21 protein-coding genes are annotated in these 15,156 nt (G+C 65.6%); all 21 read left to right on the top strand.

The window, feature by feature from the left end:
- Window positions 1-307, top strand: a 307-nt coding sequence (locus ACFVXN_RS18150; RefSeq protein ID WP_389235834.1) for a hypothetical protein, incomplete at its 5' end; no start/stop codon positions are given.
- 274 nt (window positions 308-581) lie between these two features.
- Complete coding sequence (locus ACFVXN_RS18145) at window positions 582-737, top strand: hypothetical protein (protein WP_389235831.1); 156 nt, start codon at window positions 582-584, stop codon at window positions 735-737.
- Between the two features lie 23 nt (window positions 738-760).
- Window positions 761-1,000 (top strand): hypothetical protein, encoded by a 240-nt coding sequence (locus ACFVXN_RS18140; RefSeq protein ID WP_389235828.1) that lies wholly within the window; start codon window positions 761-763, stop codon window positions 998-1,000.
- A gap of 313 nt (window positions 1,001-1,313) precedes the next feature.
- Complete coding sequence (locus ACFVXN_RS18135) at window positions 1,314-2,729, top strand: ParB/RepB/Spo0J family partition protein (protein WP_389235825.1); 1,416 nt, start codon at window positions 1,314-1,316, stop codon at window positions 2,727-2,729.
- Window positions 2,730-2,890: 161 nt separating this feature from the next.
- Window positions 2,891-3,595, top strand: coding sequence for a hypothetical protein (locus ACFVXN_RS18130; RefSeq protein ID WP_389235822.1), 705 nt, complete (start codon window positions 2,891-2,893; stop codon window positions 3,593-3,595).
- A complete protein-coding gene (locus tag ACFVXN_RS18125) occupies window positions 3,576-4,247 on the top strand; it encodes a hypothetical protein (protein ID WP_389235819.1) in 672 nt (223 codons plus the stop codon). The genes ACFVXN_RS18130 and ACFVXN_RS18125 overlap by 20 nt, the downstream gene beginning before the upstream one ends.
- Window positions 4,244-4,567, top strand: a complete 324-nt coding sequence (locus ACFVXN_RS18120; protein WP_389235816.1) for a hypothetical protein — start codon at window positions 4,244-4,246, stop codon at window positions 4,565-4,567. The genes ACFVXN_RS18125 and ACFVXN_RS18120 overlap by 4 nt, the downstream gene beginning before the upstream one ends.
- Window positions 4,568-4,705: 138 nt before the next feature.
- Entirely contained in the window at window positions 4,706-5,338 is a 633-nt protein-coding gene (locus ACFVXN_RS18115; RefSeq protein WP_389235813.1) for a hypothetical protein, read from the top strand.
- Window positions 5,338-5,784, top strand: a complete 447-nt coding sequence (locus ACFVXN_RS18110) for a hypothetical protein (RefSeq protein ID WP_389235810.1) — start codon at window positions 5,338-5,340, stop codon at window positions 5,782-5,784. The genes ACFVXN_RS18115 and ACFVXN_RS18110 overlap by 1 nt, the downstream gene beginning before the upstream one ends.
- Complete coding sequence (locus ACFVXN_RS18105) at window positions 5,784-6,551, top strand: hypothetical protein (protein ID WP_389235807.1); 768 nt, start codon at window positions 5,784-5,786, stop codon at window positions 6,549-6,551. Before ACFVXN_RS18110 ends, ACFVXN_RS18105 begins: the two co-directional genes overlap by 1 nt.
- Window positions 6,548-7,132: a hypothetical protein gene (locus ACFVXN_RS18100; protein WP_389235804.1), complete on the top strand. Its 585-nt coding sequence runs from the start codon at window positions 6,548-6,550 to the stop codon at window positions 7,130-7,132. Before ACFVXN_RS18105 ends, ACFVXN_RS18100 begins: the two co-directional genes overlap by 4 nt.
- Before the next feature lie 6 nt (window positions 7,133-7,138).
- The gene (locus ACFVXN_RS18095; protein ID WP_389235801.1) at window positions 7,139-7,426 is read left to right on the top strand and encodes a WhiB family transcriptional regulator; all 288 of its coding nucleotides are present in this window, start codon (window positions 7,139-7,141) and stop codon (window positions 7,424-7,426) included.
- Window positions 7,423-7,755, top strand: coding sequence for a hypothetical protein (locus tag ACFVXN_RS18090; RefSeq protein ID WP_389235798.1), 333 nt, complete (start codon window positions 7,423-7,425; stop codon window positions 7,753-7,755). The genes ACFVXN_RS18095 and ACFVXN_RS18090 overlap by 4 nt, the downstream gene beginning before the upstream one ends.
- A 119-nt stretch (window positions 7,756-7,874) precedes the next feature.
- The gene (locus ACFVXN_RS18085; protein ID WP_389235795.1) at window positions 7,875-9,089 is read left to right on the top strand and encodes an HNH endonuclease; all 1,215 of its coding nucleotides are present in this window, start codon (window positions 7,875-7,877) and stop codon (window positions 9,087-9,089) included.
- A complete protein-coding gene (locus tag ACFVXN_RS18080) occupies window positions 9,082-9,483 on the top strand; it encodes a hypothetical protein (protein ID WP_389235792.1) in 402 nt (133 codons plus the stop codon). The genes ACFVXN_RS18085 and ACFVXN_RS18080 overlap by 8 nt, the downstream gene beginning before the upstream one ends.
- Window positions 9,480-10,298 carry a hypothetical protein gene (locus ACFVXN_RS18075; RefSeq protein WP_389235789.1) on the top strand — a complete coding sequence of 273 codons (819 nt, stop codon included), beginning with the start codon at window positions 9,480-9,482 and terminating at the stop codon, window positions 10,296-10,298. Before ACFVXN_RS18080 ends, ACFVXN_RS18075 begins: the two co-directional genes overlap by 4 nt.
- Before the next feature lie 616 nt (window positions 10,299-10,914).
- Window positions 10,915-11,211 (top strand): HNH endonuclease, encoded by a 297-nt coding sequence (locus tag ACFVXN_RS18070; protein WP_389235786.1) that lies wholly within the window; start codon window positions 10,915-10,917, stop codon window positions 11,209-11,211.
- Between the two features lie 351 nt (window positions 11,212-11,562).
- A complete protein-coding gene (locus ACFVXN_RS18065; RefSeq protein ID WP_389235784.1) occupies window positions 11,563-12,147 on the top strand; it encodes a hypothetical protein in 585 nt (194 codons plus the stop codon).
- Window positions 12,072-12,497, top strand: a complete 426-nt coding sequence (locus ACFVXN_RS18060) for a hypothetical protein (protein ID WP_389235781.1) — start codon at window positions 12,072-12,074, stop codon at window positions 12,495-12,497. Before ACFVXN_RS18065 ends, ACFVXN_RS18060 begins: the two co-directional genes overlap by 76 nt.
- A gap of 124 nt (window positions 12,498-12,621) precedes the next feature.
- Window positions 12,622-14,130 carry a hypothetical protein gene (locus tag ACFVXN_RS18055; RefSeq protein WP_389235778.1) on the top strand — a complete coding sequence of 503 codons (1,509 nt, stop codon included), beginning with the start codon at window positions 12,622-12,624 and terminating at the stop codon, window positions 14,128-14,130.
- 14 nt (window positions 14,131-14,144) lie between these two features.
- A partial coding sequence (locus ACFVXN_RS18050) for a phage portal protein (RefSeq protein ID WP_389235775.1) occupies window positions 14,145-15,156 on the top strand: 1,012 nt, incomplete at its 3' end.

The following is a 15,156-nucleotide window of genomic DNA, read 5'->3' as shown; positions in this document are numbered from 1 at the left end:
CGCCGAGTACAAGGCTCAGGTTGACGCGAAGTACGACGGCATTCGTGACATGAGCATCCATAAGCCGACCGTGGAGGAAGCCCGGAATCGTTCTGCGTGGGTGATGTTCAACCCGCAGGGCGAGTTCGAAGGAATCCGTGGGTTGGCTTCGGAGATCCGATCTGCCGAGGAAGCGCACAAGAAGTTCACCCGGTTGAAGCGCGACCGTGAGCGTGAGATTAGCGACGGCTACGTGGTGCGGCTCTGCGGTCCGGAGGAATGGCAGGCGCTACTCAAGAACCTCGTGTCCGAGGGGTCGCAGCGGTGACGATCGACAACGACGGCAACCCTCTGGTCGACGGGTACTGCGGTACCCATCGGTGGCAGGAGAAGCCCTGCCCCGAATGCGCAACCGCGAAGGCCGCGCAGGCGCTCCTTTCCGGAAGCAACCTCTTCGCCATCTGTGCTCTGTGCACGGCGGAGTTCATGTCCCTCGGTACCGACTCCGAAGTATGCCCGAGGTGCGATCCCATCGTTCCCCAACAGACAGGACTGCTGTGAGTACTTCTCGACGACGCTGCCCCGGTAACTGTGGAAAGGCGGTGCGCAAGAACCGCTTCTCCTGCGCCGACTGCCTGACCCGGTTGCCCGATCATCTGCGCAGGCCGATCATCGCGACCGCTGGTAAGCCGTCCTCGGTCGGCAAGTCGGTGGCGTGGGCGAACGGAAACGAGTTCCTCGGAAAGCGTGGCTACTGATGACGGCGGCGAATGACGACGGCATGCGCGCACTGAGCACCGAACTCGGACCGCAGGCCGCGGTGCTTCGGATGCCGCCGACCCTCGCTGAACCTTGGTGCTCGGACGACGAGTTGGCCGCGGTGCAGACCGTGCGACTCTGCGACGGCACCAACGGCATCCAGGTCGCCACCGCCGGCGCGCTCACCCCGCGGACCGCACTCGCCCTCGCTGGTGCCCTCGCTGCCCACGCTGCTGTAGCGATCGCGACCCAGTCCAGCTGATGTCTCAGTGCAGGGAATGCAGGCAGCCGATCGTGTGGGCGAAGTCGATGGCCCGTGAGGACTCATGGATTCCGCTCGACCCGTCGACGGACACCGCGACCGGCTGCGTCCGCAAACGCTTCGTGGAGGACACCCCCGGCAGGCCCACCGTGTACGCGGAGGTCCTGAAGGGGGAGGTCCTGCACGCGGCGATCGCGAACGGCGAACCCCTGTGGACCCTGCACCGCGAGTCCTGCAACGCGCACCGACCGCGTAACCCGATGCCTGCCCACATCCGTGACTCCCTCCCACGAAAGCGACGGACCTTCAGATCATGACCGGCACAACGACACACAAGCGAGAGACGATCCGCGTTACTGCGATCCTCGCGCACCCGAAGAACCCCCGCCGCAAGCTCGGCGATCTCAGCGAACTCACCGCCTCGATCAAGGCGCAGGGTGTCCTCCAGGACCTCGTCGTCATGCCCGGCGGACTCAAGGACACCTACATCGCGATCGCCGGCCACCGCCGCCAGGCCGCCGCGAAGAAGGCCGGACTCACCGAGGTTCCCTGCGTCATCCGCGAGGACCTCGTCGGCGACGAAGCCGCCCAGATCCAGGCCATGCTCTCTGAGAACCTGCAACGCTCCGACCTGAACGTCGTCGAAGAGGGCGACGCATTCCAGGACCTTCTCGACCTCGGAGTGAAGCCCGCCGAGATCTCCAAGAGCACCGGCCGCACACAGAAACTCGTCAAGGAACGCGCGAAGATCGCCGCCGCACCCGAGCACCTGCGGTCGAAGCTGATCGCCCGCGAGGCCACCCTCGACGAGGTCCTCACTTTGCAGTCGTTCGCCAAGTACCCGTTGATCTACGAGCACCTGGCCGAGTACATCGGCACCCACAACTGGGCTTTCAAGGTGCAGTGGGCGAAGGACGACGTCAAGCGCCTGCAGAAGATCGCCAAGGTCACTGCTGAACTGATCGCCGAGAGCATCCGCGTCCTGCCGCTGCCGAAGGACCTTGCCGCGTACCGCCTCGAACGCTCCCACACACTGGGCGTCAACCTGTACTGGTCGAACGAGCCGAGCCGACCCGACGACGCCGCCGGTTCGCAGGACGTCGCTACGACGTTCCGGCACGGCAATCCGGACGATCTGCAGTGGTGCCGACTGCTCACCGAGCAAGACGCCGACGACGACACCCCCACCGCACAGCCGTCCAAGCCGAAGCCCGTGACGGACACCCCGCCGGCCGACACCGACGAGGATGCAGAGAAGGCCGCCACCCAACTCGCCGCCGACCTGGCCACCGCAGCCAAGGTCCGCCGCGACCACCTCGCCAAGGTCCTGCACGACGGCGGTGACAACGACCACGACATCGCCACCGCCTGCCTGCGCGCGACCATCGACCTCGCCCTCGTGGGTGTTGACGGCGACGAACTCGACTACGTCGCCGAACTATTCGGCATCGACCCCGCCGACCAGACCGCCGACGACACCGAGCGCGCCATCCTAGACCGCGCCCAGAAGTTCAACCTCCCACAGCTCGCGATCCTGCTCCGCCTCATCGAACAGGCACCCGCCGAACGGCTCCTCGCAACCCCATACGGCTGGACCCCCACCGGATACAGCCGCCGCGACCAAGACACCTGGCGAGCAGAAGTCGGCAACGTCTTCGGACACGAGTGGTCCGACGTCGAACTCGACATGCTCCACCGCATCGAGATCCACGACGGCGACGAGGAGTAACCCGTGGACCCGGCCCGCGCCGCCGACGACTGGTGGAACTCCCTCCCGCCCGAGCGCCGAGCCCAGATTCACCACTGGGTCGACCGCCCCGCCACCCACGCGGAAGTCGAAGGCCAGTACGAAATCCCACTCCCACGACAACGAACAAGGAGGTGACTAAGGTGGCATCGATTCTCGTCGGCACGAAAGACTTCCGCGCCGCGATGCGCTCCGTCATCGTCCACACCGGACGCAACCCGAAGTGGCCCGAGTACTCCCGCGTCCGCCTCGACATCGGACCCGAGAACGTCACCCTCACGGCCACAGACCGATTCACCACCGGTCTCGCGATCGTCTCCGTGATGACCCACCTCGAAGCGGAACTCGAAGTCCTGGATCTGACCCCCGACGACGCAGCGAAGATCCTCAGCCTGTTCAAAGCGGGCACCGAGACCGACGACGAACCGGAATACCTTCTGCGGATCGAGACCGACGAGACCCACGTGAAGATCACCGACTCGTCCGGAATGATCGACGGCCGTTCCTTGAAGCTTCCCCGCCAACCCCTCGAGGAGAACTTCCCCGACGTCGCCCGCCTGCTGTCGAAGGCCCACCACGCCCCGCCCACGATCCTGGAAGCGATGGCCGTCAACGGTCCACTCCTCACCCGGTTCAAGGACGCCGCGGCCGCCTACAAGCAGCCCCTGATCCTCGAAGCGAACATCGGCTGGCGCTCGATCTTCGTCCGCTGCGGCGACTCATTCCTCGGAACCGTCTCCCCGGCCCAAGTCGACGACGCCCTCAACAAGGGCTGGGCCAGCGACTGGACCCGCCGCCTACCCGACCCCAACACCGAACCGGAAAAGGATGGATCTGCCGATGCCTAACCCTCCGATCGTCTTCCTCGACACCGAAACAACCGGACTGCACGCAGACCGCCGGCCGTGGGAGATCGCCATGATCCGCCGCGAACACGGACAAGAGGACCGGTCAATCACAATCCAGATCTCGGACGTCGACCTCTCCACCGCAGAGCTGATCGGACTCAACATCGGCCGCTTCTATGAGCGACACCACCAGTACGTGATGCCCGACGTCGCACGGCCACAAGACTTCCGCGCGGTGTATGAGCCCGCAGCAGCCGGGTACGTGGAGGCTTGGACCCGCGGTGCCCACATTGTGGGCCTGGTCCCGAACTTCGACACCGAATGCCTCGCCGCGATGCTCCGCAGGCACAACCTTTCCCCTGCCTGGCATTACCACCTGATCGACGTCGAAACGATGACAGTCGGATGGCTCGCGCAGGCGCGACGCTCCGAAGAGATCTTCCTCCACAACGCCACGCCCGACCTTCGCGAACACCGGGGAACCGGATTCGTCGACCGGTACACCGCGGCGATGCAATTGCCGTGGTCATCGGAAGCGATGTCCCGTTGGTGCGATGTCGAACCGCCCACCGAAGAGGAACGCCACACAGCCATGGGCGACGCCCGCTGGGCTCAACGCTGGTACGACGCGCTGACAGGAAACCTACTGTGAACGCGAACGAGCACTACCGCGCCGCCGAGCAGCTCCTCGACGCCGTCGACTACCCGCAACGCGTCGTCAATGGCTGGGATGGCAAGACCCCGACCCGCGAGGACCTCCCGAACGGGTCGGCTGCCTCCTGGATGTTCGTTTCGTCTGAACCGGAGACGACCAACGAGGCCGCGCTGATCGCCCGCGCCCAGGTCCACGCAACCCTCGCCCTCGTCGCCGTTCAACGCCCCGCCGTCGCACTCAACCCGACAGGCAAAGCCCGGCACTGGGGAGACACCGAAACGAGTTGCTGGGGAGAGCCGAGATCCAGCGATGAATGACACCTACTGCACATGCAACCACCACAGCAAGAGCCACACCCGCGGCCGCGGCCGATGCAAGGACCTCGACTCCTACGACTGCCCCTGCGCCTGCCCCTCATTCGAGCAAGACCCCAACGACGATTCGGAGTAGTAGACATGACGGATACATTCACTCCCGAGGAATGGCAGACGGCCGCAAAGGTTGCCCGCCGCAGCGTCTTCGGGAACAAGAAACTCGCTGACGCGTGGGACAAGGCCGCCGCGCAAGCCGCGGAGCGCAAGGCGAAGGAGATCGACCTCGACAAGCTGCTGGGGATCTTCACGCACACCGGCCACGGCTACCCCGACGATCCTCGCCGCGCGGGATTGTCGGCGATCCTTCACAACCTCGCCGAGAACGGCCACCTCGCTACTGCCGGCGGAATGGTCATCGACGCCGACACCGTCGAAGACATCCGCGAGTTCCTGTCATGGGCCGCCGGCCCAAACATCGGCGCCCAGCATCCCGACGCCGCCGCGAACCGACTCCGTGCCGTCTTCACCCAGCAGTCCTGGACGGTCTCCGATGCCACCGCCGTCAACCCCGGTGGACGGACTCCGGCGCGCTACGCGTTCGTCGGCCAGGTCCCCTTCGGTGTCCGTTTCCGACCGGAAGGCATGAAGACCGAGAGCTACTGGACCCGTGACCGACGCGGCATCACCCTCCACCCCAACGGGGACGCAGAGCTGAAGCTCTGGTCCGGTCGACCCGTCAGCAGCTACGGACCCTTCGTCGAGGTGATCGGCTGATGAGCGCCGAACACAAACCAGACATGATGGCGGGGGCCCGCTGCGATACCTGCATGCCTGTCGCCGAGTGGCCCTGCCGCCCAGCCCTTCTGAAAGCGCACGCGAACCACCAAGCTGACCTCGCCGCGATCGCAGGATGGCAGCAGCGAATGAAGACCCGCCACGACTGGCCGCGCGCCACACCGAACGGTCACACATACGAGCGCCCGCGCACGTGGGAAGAACTCGAAAACCTGATCCTCGTCATGGGCGTCGCCGAGATCGAGGGCTGGGACGAAGCCGAACGACCGCCGGAACCCGTCTGGGAAATGATCGGCCTCGCCCAGCAGGAGATCCTTCGACTGGGCGTGAAGCTCGCCAAGATTCGCGATCGAGCCAACGGGGAGAACGCCAGCCTCAACGGCATTCGGGCCGACATCCTCGCGATCCTCGCGGACGGTGAATGATGATCACCGTTCTCTGCTGCCGCGGTATCGGCGAAGGCAGGCGCGAGAACCTGCTGAGCGACATGACCAGGCGCCTGGACCCCTGGCGTTTCCGGGCACGTGAAGTGCCGTGGCAGGCATCGTACGGCCCGGTGCCGGACCCGTGGGGATCGGCGTTCGACGCGGCGCTCTACGACGGCAGGAACCTGCTGCTCGAGATGATCCGCCACGACCCGTACCCCGTAGTCCTCGCGGGCTACTCAGGCGGCGGAGCGCTGGCCGGCAACGTTGCCGCCGAGATCGGCCGCGGTGAGCACCCCGACCTCGACGTCCGCGGTGTCGGCCTGGTCTCCGACCCGCTGCGTTCGCTGAGCAGCACCGTCAATCCCGGTGCAGAGGGTTGGGGAATAGCTGGACGACGCTACATTCCACGCCAGTTCCCCGTGTGGCACCTCGCGGACCCAACCGACGTCATCACGTGCTGTCCACCCCACAGTCCGCTGCGCACGATCGCCGACCAGTCAGCGGCGTTCTCGCTCGCTGATCCGGCGGCGTGGGGAGGGGACCTGATCGACCGACTGAAAACGAAGCGTTGGCAAGAGGTCAAGGTCGATTGGATGAAACTCTTCGACACGTTCGCCCAATACCGGCAGGCGCAGCATGACGCCGAGGGCTACCTCTTCCGCGGCGACCACACGAGCTACGCAACCCGTCGAGTCCCCGGCAGCACGCGCACCTACACGCAGTGGCTCGCGGACCGCATCAACGAGATCGGAAGTGTGCAATGAAGCCAGCATTCGTCTACCGAAGCACGGACCCCGAATTGGTAGCCGCTCTCGTCCAGCAAAAGGCTGACTGGAAGTCGTTCAAGTCGCGGTGCGAGGCATGGTCGGCCGAGCATCGTCTGGACCACCAGGAACGCCAGCTCGCCGCCTTCTACTCGCACGACGGTGGCGCGGTGATGTGCGGCTACTTCCCGTTGGATGGGGACAACACCACCTACGCCCGTCGGGTCGCGGACGCAGTCTTTCCTGGTTGGAAGTTCACCCGCAAGTCCGGATTCTGGGAGCCGGATAATCGGACCGAGGCTGGAAAGAGGCTCGTCCGCTCACTTCCACGCGTAGCGGCCGCCGCGACGATCGCGGAACGCCTTACAGGTCTGTCCACGTGGATCAAGGTCGCCGGCAGCGAGAAGGCCGATGGCTCGTACCGTGCGGGCGTCGCACACATCACCGTGACCGAAGGTGTCGCGCAGGCCGAGTGCTACGGCGATCCACTCGAGCGCATCAGTGACGGCAACCGGGAGAAGTTCGATCACTACTGGTCGACTGTGAAGCTCTCCGACTTCTACGCAGAGCAAGGACTATGACCAGCCGTGAACGATCAGTTCGACTTCGGTGATGAGCCAGACCCGGTCCGGTGGTTCGAGGACCCCGAACGGCACTGCGTCGGCACCGGTGAGGCGATGTGGTTCGTTCCGGACGGCCATCGCCACGTACCGGAGCTGAACCGTGCGAAAGCTCTCTGCGCCGACTGCCCAGTGCTGCTCGACTGCGCCGCCGACGCATACGAGCTGGGGGACCGACACGGAGTCCGAGCAACTGTCAACCTGTCGTCATCAACAGCCCGCCGGAAGCTGGCGGAGATTTTGGGGATCGCATGAATGAGAACGACTTCCAAGCAATGAAGTGCTGGGACAATCCGCAGTTCCCACCGGAGGAGCAGTTTCCCCCGCAGTGGCCGGACCTGTCCGCGTGCCTGTTGCCCTTCCAGAAGGCGGTGGAGCAGTTGGTCTCCGCCGCGCAACTGGCACTCGTGCCGATCAAGCAGGTCGCGGACCAGCTCGGCGTCGAACTGCCGCCCCGGCCTCGTGAGGATGGCCGCCCGCACCCGCCTCGACCGTCGACGACGCCGCCGATGTGGGCGCAGAACCCCGGCCGGACCCGGCGCAACCGAAACAAGTCCACCGACGCCCGGACCCCGTTCGTATGACCAGCCATCCGCCTCTCACCCGGGCGCCACCGCCACCGCCTGTCCCAGCCCAACCGATACCCCCGTGAGGACGAAACGAATGATGCTCTCCGCTCTCAACTTCCACAGCCGTCAGGTAGGTGGCTGACGTGCCGTGGGTGCGGTGGGGCGACACGTCCGCGAACCATCCGATCGTGCTGTCGGTTCTCGAACACGAAGAATGCGACGACAGGCTCGTCAACGAGGTCCACGGCTTCATCAGCCGATGCTCGGCGCAAGCAGGCGCACACACAACCGACTACGTCGTTACCCGCGGTACAGCGGTTCTGATGGCGGGTCCGTCCCGTGTCGACGTCATGATCGCCGTCGCGATCTTCGCAGGCTACATATCCGAGATCGAGGTCGACGGCCGCACCGCATACAAACTCGTCGACGACGACCACGACTTCCTTCACCTCCGGCTGAAGGAAGAGATCGACTGGGAGAAGCAGCGCAAGTCCGACAACTCCAACCCCGCCCTGATCGTCCCCGTCCGTCTCCGCGACGGTGACGCCTGCCGCTGGTGTGGAAACGTCGTCGACTGGTCCGCCAAGACCGGCGGACGCGCAGGCACATACGACCACCTCGTGCCCGGCCACGCCGCGACGATCGACACCTACGTCGTGTGCTGCCGCAGCTGCAACGCCTCCAAAGGCAAGAACGCACACCCCGAGAAGCACCCCACGCTCCTCGGAGTCCCCGTGCAGCCGTACTTCTCCCGCCACTCGATCGACTGGCTCACCGAGAACAACTGGCGCAAGGACCAAGGTCTCAGCGTCCCGCCACGACCCCGCAAGGTCGTAGCCCCCGGAACACCGGCCCCCGGCACCCAGCCGCCGGCCACCACGAAGACGCCCGGCCAGAGCCCCGCCACGGCGGCGAGTTCGGCCACCGCAGGAGAGCGACCCGACCACCAGTCGGGGACCGCGGGCACGCCCGATCAGACCAGCACCGCGCTCGGCTCTGACACTCCTGCCCAGCGAACCGACGAAATGTCGGTGACCGCGGCCTCTTCAGAGCGACCCGACCACGTGTCGGCGACCGCCACCAACACCGGGGAAGACCAGCACGAATACCAGTCCTGGCAGGACCCTGACAAGACGCCGCAAGATCCGATAAGAGCGCAGACTGCGGATCCTGTCGGAACCGGTCGGGGCGGGTCTGGTCGGGACGGGTCGGGACGGGACGGGAGCCCAGCTCTACCCCCACCCTCAGATACCCGTCCTGCACAGTCTCGGAAATCCTCACGTGGACGCCGACGCCGTAAACCACGTTCCTCACACAATCCCCACACCACAGGAGCAACAGATGCCTGAACTCACTGACTCCGAGATCGCCCGCATCGACTCCAGTGCATACGAACTCGTCGGCATCGTCCACGGCGAAGGTGGACCCGAGGACGTCGCCCGGATCGTCCGACGCATGGACCGCGACCACCTGATCGGCCTCGCCATCTCCTGCGCCGCCATGGTCGACCCCGGCAAGCCACTGAGTCAGCTCCTCGCTTGGATGACGCCGGCCGACCCGATGGAGGGCTGGACAGACGGGGAACTGAAGAAGGCCCACGCCGACTACCGACGCGGCGTACGGACCCCACGCGTCACCCATGGCCAGAGCATCTATATCCGCATGCGCAAACGCCGCCGCGCCGCTGCCGCGGCCACCCCGCCGATCCACGTCGCACCGCAGAACACAGGAGTGACCGCATGACCACCACCAACCCCGTCGACGGAATCTCGATCAGCGCAGTCATTTGCGATCTCGACTACCTGATCGAGGCGTGGCCGCACGTCGTCGGCAATCGCATCCCTGGCACGGACCGCTCCTGGGTTGAAGAGCCCCGCAAGGCCGTCGTCTCCGAAGCGGACCTCGAACGGATGGGCAAGCAGGGCATCCCGCGGCCGGCGCCGGTCCGTGTCGGCGTCCTGGACCTTCTCCAGCAGTACGCCGCCCGATCCGAAGAGATGGCCCGCTGCATCGTCGAGGTCCTGGCCCTCGGGGCGAACGCACTCGACGACGCCTACGACCGCGGCGAACCGTGGGAGTACCGGCGCACTGACGGAGTCGAGATCGCCCGTCGCTGGTTCGAGCGGTATTACCTTCCCGAGTCGGCCGCGTCGAAGGACCCACGGCCGTGGCTGCGAACCCTGCGCCGCTACACCGAGGACGCGCACGACGCCGACGACAAGACCGCACCATGGCTCGCCGCCATGATCGCCCCGCTCGTCGACGTCACCGCCCGACTGCTCGGCGACGTCCGCGCCGGCCAGGTGATGAACGCCGTCTGCCCCTACTGCTTGGGCCGCACTGCCCGCGGTTGGATCGGGGAGCGCACCCTCACGATCGAGTTCCCCGACGCGAAGTCGGTCGAACCGATGGTCGTCTGCCACGGGCTGGAGTGCGACCCGCCGTCCAGTTCCTGCGGTACCCGCGTCGACAACCAGCCAGCCTGGCCGCGCCGCGAGTGGGACTGGCTCGCATCTCAGCTCCTTCCCGCAACAAACAACGAAAGGATCGGCGCATGACCAACAGAGTGAGCGGCTGGTCGGAGCAGTTCGAGTTCGAGCGGCATGATGTCTACTCGCTGGCCGCTCTGCCCGCGCCGTGCACCACGCACTTCCACTTTGTCGATCCATGGGGTCGGTGCCGATGCGGCACGTTCCCTGTACGCACCACGCCGACGCGCGCTGAGCAGTTGCAATCGAAGTTATCCACAGGCTAAGGTCTCACCTGTCGACCCGCCATGCCCAAAAGCAGGCGGGTCGCGGTGTTTCCGGGGGCGGGCGCCAACGACCCTCACCCGATGATGCGGTCGTGTGCGCCACCCCGAACATCCGACATAGAGCTTGGGACTGAGGCCGATCACGTTGGTGATCACGGGTCGCTCCTGATTCGCGGAGGATCGACCTCAGTCCCGACCCCTCGACCGAGGAGGTCAGGCATATGGACCCGTTCGTTTCCCTCGTTACTACCATCACGGGCGGAGTACTGCGCCGCATCGCTGATGCTATCGACAGCCAGGCCGGGCAGCCCGCCCCGACCCCGGTGCATATCGAGAACCTTCACATCCACGTCACGCAGCAAGAGGCCGGCGGCACTGCCCGCACCTGGTTGCGAAGCAAGAGCACGAAGGGGTAACCGATGGCGTGGCCACGCAACAGCAGCACCAGACACGTGCCGTACTCGGCGCAGCGCGCATGCTTCGAACGCGACCGCTTCACCTGCCGCCGTTGCGGATACAAGGGCAAAGGGAACGGCGACCTGCATGCCGATCACGGCATACCCGTGCACCGCGGTGGCACTCACGACCTGGCCAACCTCGTCACCCTCTGCGTGCCCTGCCACGACGAGAAGACCAGGGCCGAGAACAGCACGCTTGCCAAGCAGCGAGCCGCCCGCCGCCGCCTACCCGAACGCAAGCACCCCGGCCTGCTGTGAGCCAGCGGGAGGGGTGGGGGGTACCCCCGAAGCGCCGAAATCCCCTGCCCCGCTACGCATACCGCCTCCGATCCTGTACGGGTTAGGAGGAAAACCCGCAGGTCGGGATGGGTGCGCCCCAGATCGCACCGAGGCGGCCGAACGGGCAGGATCGAGGGTGAATCGGACCCCTGGAACCATCAACCTGCCTACCGCATCGCGTCGTGACCGCGGATCGAAACCGCAGGTGAGACTAGGTAATTCGTTACAGGTGGGCTAGACTGAGGTATGCCTTGCAAGTGGTGTGGAGACCGGATTGTGCGAAATGGCGCGCGCGGTAGGACGGCGAGTTTCTGCTCGGGCCGGTGCCGGGTGGCCGCGCACCGCGACCGAGCGAAGCTGCCGGCCGAACTCGTGACCGAAGATCGGTGGGTTCGCCGCGACGGCAAGCGGCCGATCACGCCAGTCGGGCGGGCCGCGTCGAGCACCAACCCGCTCACCTGGTCCTCGCTCGCGGACGTCGAGGCTGGGAAAGCCGGAGACGGCATCGGCTTCGTCCTCAACGGTGACGGCATCGCCTGCATCGACATCGACCACTGTGTACGCCCTGACGGCTCGCTGGAGCCGTGGGCGGCGCGATTCCTACGTCGGGTACCCGAAACGTGGATCGAGGTCTCTCCGTCCGGTACAGGGCTTCACGTGTGGGGCATCGCGACGGTGGGTGCCGGCCGAATGCTGAAGCGCCCGGACGGCGGTTCCATCGAGGTCTACGACCGCGGTCGCTACATCACGGTGACCCGCAGGCCGTTCGGCCACTGCCCCCGCACTCTCGCGGACCTGTCCGGCGTCGTCGACGCCCTACTCGACCAGGAGGTGACGCCATGTCCGGACCGCCCCCGAAGCGCAGCAGTGAACGGCGTCGCCGCAACAAGGACACCGGCGCGACCGATGTCGTAACGATCGTCGGGGCGAAGGTCGTCAAGCCTCCCGCCGAAGACCGCGAGTGGCACCCGATCGCCAAGGGCTGGTATCGGTCGCTCAAACAATCAGGGCAGGCCAAGTTTTTCGAGCCCTCGGATTGGCAGGCCGCCCGGCTCTGTGCTCACGTGATGACCCAGCACCTCAACGCAACGTCGCTCCGCGCGGGAATGGTGCAGCAGATCTGGGCAATGATGGGCGATCTGCTTACGACCGAGGCCGCTCGGCGACGCGTGCGCGTCGAACTGTCCCGTACGGCGACTGGTAACCCGGAGACCGACGCGACGGTCACGATGATGCGGGATTACCTCGATGAGCTCGGCGGGTAAGCTACCCGCCGCCGTCGACCGACTGATCACACTCCCTACCGGGGTTCCGAAACTCACCCTGGGGTGGGAGGCACTGCGATTCGCAGCTGAATATCTGAGGCACCCCAACGGTATTCGCGCAGGAATGCCGTGGAAGTTCACCACGGAGCAAGCGCGGTTCATCCTGTGGTGGTACTCGCTGGACGAGGACGGTCAGTGGCTCTTCTACCACGCCGCACGGCGTCTGTCGAAGGGCTCGGGCAAGTCGCCGTTCGCGGCCGCGCTCGCGCTGATCGAGTTCTGCGGACCGGTGCGGCTGAAGGACTTCGATCCCAGCCTGCCCGGTGGCTGCGTCGGCAAGCGGGTGGACATGCCGCTGGTGCAGATCGCGGCGACGTCGGAGAAGCAGACCGCGAACACCATGCGTCAGGTGCGGGCGATGGCGCCCAAGGGAAGCAAGATTGTCCGCGACTTTCTGCTCGATCCTGGGCGGTCGCAGTACAACATGCTGCCCGAGGGCACCCTCGAAGTGATCACGTCGTCTGCGGCGACGGCTGAGGGCGCGGAAGCGACCTTCGTGGTCGGCGACGAAACCGAGCATTGGCTGCCGGCCAACGGCGGCCCGGAGCTGGCGGCGACGCTGATCGACAACCTGACCAAGTCCGGCAACCGGATGCTCGAGACCGCGAACGCACCCAAGCCCGGCAAGGGCTCGGTCATCGAGGACACCTTCGAAGCATGGGTGGCGCAGGAGGAAGGCAAGAGCCGCAACGAACGGAAGATCCTCTTCGACTCCCGGATCGCGCCTCCGAACACGATTCTCGAAGACGTCGAGAGTCTGCGGACCGCACTCGAATTCGTCTACGCGGACTGCCCGTGGGCGGATATCGGCGCGATGGTCACGCGTATCCACTCGCCGAAGGCGAAGGCGGACGACTCCAAGCGCAAGTACCTCAACTGGCCGACCGCGCCAGCGAACGCCTGGGCGGACCCGCAGGAGTGGGCCGTCATGGCGCGCCCGGACATCGTCGTCGAGCAGGACACCCCGGTGGTCATGTTCTTCGACGGATCGAAGTCCCGAGACGACACCGCGCTGATCGGATGCCGCCTCGACGACGGGCACGTGTTCACGATCGGAATCTGGTCTCCAGGTAACAGCCACGAGGACGAGGATGCCGTTCCGACGATCGACGTCGAGGCAGTCGACGACAAGGTCGATTGGGCGATGGACTACTACGACGTGCGCGCGTTCTTCGCGGACGTCAAGGAGTGGGAAGGCTTCACGAAAGTCACCTGGCCGAAACGGTATCGGGATCTCCTCCCGGTGCACGCGGTCCCTGCCGGGAAGTCGCCGGAGCCGATTGCGTGGGACATGCGCAGCCGCGACTACGAGTTCACTATGGCCGCCGAACTCGTCGAGGCCGAGATCCACGACGCCGCGTTCACTCACGACGGCAACGCGGACCTGACCGATCACGTCACCAACGCTCTCCGCAAGGACGGCCGATGGGGCATCTCGGTGGAGAAGAAGACCCCGAACAGTGCCGAGAAGATCGACGGCTGCGTGTGCATGATCGGCGCACGCATGGTCCGCCGTCTGGTGCTGAACAACCAACCACCGGAGAAGGAGCCCAACGAGGCGTTCTTCCTGTAGAAAGCGAGGTCTGAGTGAACAAGACCCAGGCCGTAGAAGCCGCTCGGCACCTGCTGCAGGGACCGCGGGCGTACGAGTCGCAACGGTTGGATCGGATCGCGGCGGCGATGGCGCCGTGGACCCGGCAGACCGCGCTGACGAAGGTCGAAGCCAAGGGCCTGACCGGTGACCTGTCGAAGCATCCGCTGGCCGGTCTGGCGCTCAAGTCGCAGACCAACTTCCTGCCACTGGTGCTCGACACGTTCTCGCAGTCGATGAAGGTCGACAACTACCTGTCCGGGCTCGGTAGCCAGGACTCGGCGCGGCCGTGGAAGTGGTGGAAGCTCAACAAGCTCAACGCCCGTCAGACTGGTGTGCACCGCAGCGCACTGCAGTACGGCGTCTCGTACGCGACCGTGCTGCCCTCGCTGGTCAACTCGAAGTCGGAGGCGGCATTCATCCGCGGCGCTTCGCCGCGGCAGATGACCGCGCTCTATGGCGAGCCGATGGAGTGGGACCCGCGGACCGACACGCCGGTCGACGATGACTGGCCGATCATGTCGCTCGAAGTGAAGGGTCCGATGATCCGGCTCTACGACGAGAAGTCCGTGCACTTCATCGGCGCGAAGTCGGTGCCGAAGTCGCAGTTCGGGTGGAGCGATCCGCTGTACTGGCGGGTCGACAACTTCGAGTACATCGAGGGCCGCAACCACGACGTCGGGGTGTGCCCGATCGTTCGGTTCCAGGATCGGATGCTGCTCGACGGCGAGGAGCAATACGGGATCATCGAACCGCTGATCACGATCCAGGACCGGATCGACGAGACGACGTTCGAGATGCTGGTCGCCCAGTTCTATTCGGCGTTCAAGCAGCGGTACGTCATGGGCTGGATTCCCAGCGATCAGCAGGAGGCGCTGCGCCAGGTCGCCAGCGACGTGTGGTTCTTCAAGGACCCCAACACGAAGGTGGGCCAGTTCGATGCGACGGATCTGAAGAACTACCTCGAATCGAAGGGATCGGCGGTCCGCGACATGACCTCCATCGGCC

The organism is Cellulomonas sp. NPDC058312, from assembly GCF_042880135.1.
Classification (GTDB): Bacteria; Actinomycetota; Actinomycetes; order Actinomycetales; family Cellulomonadaceae; genus Cellulomonas.
The sequence above is the reverse complement of the archived record's forward strand: the minus strand, read 5'-3'. Positions and strand labels throughout refer to the sequence as shown.

What these genes read in the sequence shown, in the direction of transcription:
- ACFVXN_RS18140 (WP_389235828.1), top strand. Translation starts at nt 761, where the DNA reads ATGCGCGCACTGAGCACCGAACTCGGACCGCAGGCCGCGGTGCTTCGG.
- ACFVXN_RS18135 (WP_389235825.1), top strand. Translation starts at nt 1,314, where the DNA reads ATGACCGGCACAACGACACACAAGCGAGAGACGATCCGCGTTACTGCG.
- ACFVXN_RS18125 (WP_389235819.1), top strand. Translation starts at nt 3,576, where the DNA reads ATGGATCTGCCGATGCCTAACCCTCCGATCGTCTTCCTCGACACCGAA.
- ACFVXN_RS18115 (WP_389235813.1), top strand. Translation starts at nt 4,706, where the DNA reads ATGACGGATACATTCACTCCCGAGGAATGGCAGACGGCCGCAAAGGTT.
- ACFVXN_RS18110 (WP_389235810.1), top strand. Translation starts at nt 5,338, where the DNA reads ATGAGCGCCGAACACAAACCAGACATGATGGCGGGGGCCCGCTGCGAT.
- ACFVXN_RS18105 (WP_389235807.1), top strand. Translation starts at nt 5,784, where the DNA reads ATGATCACCGTTCTCTGCTGCCGCGGTATCGGCGAAGGCAGGCGCGAG.
- ACFVXN_RS18100 (WP_389235804.1), top strand. Translation starts at nt 6,548, where the DNA reads ATGAAGCCAGCATTCGTCTACCGAAGCACGGACCCCGAATTGGTAGCC.
- ACFVXN_RS18090 (WP_389235798.1), top strand. Translation starts at nt 7,423, where the DNA reads ATGAATGAGAACGACTTCCAAGCAATGAAGTGCTGGGACAATCCGCAG.
- ACFVXN_RS18080 (WP_389235792.1), top strand. Translation starts at nt 9,082, where the DNA reads ATGCCTGAACTCACTGACTCCGAGATCGCCCGCATCGACTCCAGTGCA.
- ACFVXN_RS18075 (WP_389235789.1), top strand. Translation starts at nt 9,480, where the DNA reads ATGACCACCACCAACCCCGTCGACGGAATCTCGATCAGCGCAGTCATT.
- ACFVXN_RS18070 (WP_389235786.1), top strand. Translation starts at nt 10,915, where the DNA reads ATGGCGTGGCCACGCAACAGCAGCACCAGACACGTGCCGTACTCGGCG.
- ACFVXN_RS18060 (WP_389235781.1), top strand. Translation starts at nt 12,072, where the DNA reads ATGTCCGGACCGCCCCCGAAGCGCAGCAGTGAACGGCGTCGCCGCAAC.
- ACFVXN_RS18055 (WP_389235778.1), top strand. Translation starts at nt 12,622, where the DNA reads ATGCCGTGGAAGTTCACCACGGAGCAAGCGCGGTTCATCCTGTGGTGG.